Source organism: Actinosynnema sp. NPDC023658, assembly GCF_040639995.1.
Classification (GTDB): Bacteria; Actinomycetota; Actinomycetes; order Mycobacteriales; family Pseudonocardiaceae; genus Actinosynnema.
Genome location: NZ_JBFAAX010001098.1, coordinates 1 through 1,758 on the forward strand (window position 1 = coordinate 1; position 1,758 = coordinate 1,758).

3 protein-coding genes are annotated in these 1,758 nt (G+C 71.6%); 1 reads left to right on the forward strand and 2 read right to left on the reverse strand.

Annotated elements, in window-relative coordinates:
- Positions 1-259, reverse strand: a 259-nt coding sequence (locus tag AB0G02_RS38465; RefSeq protein WP_360804917.1) for a hypothetical protein, incomplete at its 3' end; no start/stop codon positions are given.
- 265 nt (positions 260-524) lie between these two features.
- On the opposite strand from AB0G02_RS38465, the gene AB0G02_RS38470 reads away from it, so the two are divergent.
- Positions 525-1,022: a hypothetical protein gene (locus AB0G02_RS38470; protein ID WP_360804920.1), complete on the forward strand. Its 498-nt coding sequence runs from the start codon at positions 525-527 to the stop codon at positions 1,020-1,022.
- 31 nt (positions 1,023-1,053) lie between these two features.
- Here the strand turns inward: AB0G02_RS38470 and AB0G02_RS38475 are convergent.
- Positions 1,054-1,758, reverse strand: a 705-nt coding sequence (locus AB0G02_RS38475; protein WP_360804922.1) for a LysR substrate-binding domain-containing protein, incomplete at its 5' end; no start/stop codon positions are given.

The window sequence follows — 1,758 nt, forward strand, 5'->3', positions numbered from 1 at the left end:
TGGGGCGTTCCGCGAGCAGATAGACGTTCCACCGGCACGAACCGGTGCAGTTCACGCCGTGCGTGGACGGCACGACCTTGTCGTGGCTCCACCGGTCCCGGTAGAACGCGTCACCCTCGCGCCCGCCCTGGTGGAAGGCGGCGCGCAGGTCGTCGGAGACCGCGGCCCGGGTCAAGAACCTGCTGGTGGCCAGCAGGACGCCGCCGGCGGTACCGCGCCCAGGGCGCTCTTCCCCGGTTCGGTGGAATACCGCGCGCATACGGTCGTTCCTTTCTCAGGTGTTGCCGTTCGGATCGGCGCGAATAAATACATGTAACTGCGGGTGACGGATCCATTACAACCCAATGTGATGCGCGTCACTGCGGTAACATTTCGTTTACCGTCTCATATGTCGAAATTTGCGCCACCTGTGCAAAGCCTTTGCGGACCGACCCCTTAATTCACTCGTAACGGTGAATAAATAAGGTCGGCACACCCCCTAGAATCGGGGTGCGGCGCGAATCCGAGGAGCAGAGAGGTCGATCATGAGCGTCGACGCACGCCTCCACGTCCGTGCCACCGTCCGGGGCAGCGGTGACAACCGCATCGCCGTCCTGCTGGTGGACTGCCGGACCGCACTCCCGCTGCCGCTGCCCGCCGCGCTGACCGGCAAGGGGCTGACCCTGATCTCCGACGTCGACCGCGTCGTGCTGCCGGTCACCCGCGGCTGGGCCGTCGAGGTGTCGGCGGGCGGGGAGCTCACGCTGCGCTGGCCCCACCGGACACCGCTGCTGGACCACGTCGCGGTCGAGCGCCCCGGCGTGTGGGCGTGGGCGGCCCGCCGGCGCCGCACCGTGCTCCTGCTGGTCGGGGCGCACCTGGACCTTAACGAGCCGGACCCGGTGCGCCACCGCGAGCTGCTGGTGGGGGTCGCGGCCGCCGGAGCGCTGGTCGGCGGCGCGGTGCCGTACGCGGAACCGGCCGCCCGCGTCGACGCGCACGAGTACCGACCGGCCCTGCGGCACACCGTCCTGCGGGGCTGAACGCACGACCGTCGGCTCGGACGCGCGACCGTCAGACGAGGCTCTGGAAGGGCTCCGAGGCGGCGGTGAGGGCGTCCACGCACGCGCGGATCGAGCCGCGGTCGTCGTCCTCGGACCGGGTCACGACGTGGATCGTGCGGTTCAGCGCCGGGCGGGTGGCGACCACGCGCACGCCGTCGGGCACCGAGTCCCGGCCCAGGCGCGGCACGACGGCGGCGCCCACGTTGCCCGCCACGAGGGCGAGCTGGGTCGGGTAGTTGCCGATGGTGCAGGTGATCCGCGCGTCCACGCCGTGCCGGCGCAGCACGTGCGTGAGCCAGTCGAGGCAGCCGGAACCGGTGCTCCAGCCGATCCACCCGATGTCGTCGACCTCCGCGAGGTCCACGACCTTGCGGTGCGCCAACCGGTGCGACGAGGGCAGCACCAGGTCGGCCACGTCGTGCAGCAGGGTGGTGCGGGACGTGGTGGGCGGCAGCGCCACCGGCCGGTGCTCCCAGCTCTCCAGCACCGCCACGTCCAGGCTGCCGTCCACGACCCGCGGCAGCGTCTGCTCGGCCTCGCCCTCCTCCAGGGTGACCGCCAGGGCGGGGTGCCGGTCGCGCAGCAGCGCCAACGCCGGTGGCAGCAGTGCGTGCACGGTCGTCGGGATCGCACCCAGCCGCACCGCGCCGGTGACGTCCTCGCGCAGCAGCTCCAGGTCCGCGCGGGCCTGCTCGACGTGGGTCTGGTGGCGTTC

Excerpts from the sequence above, each read along its gene's own strand:
- AB0G02_RS38470 (WP_360804920.1), top strand. The coding sequence starts at position 525 with ATGAGCGTCGACGCACGCCTCCACGTCCGTGCCACCGTCCGGGGCAGC.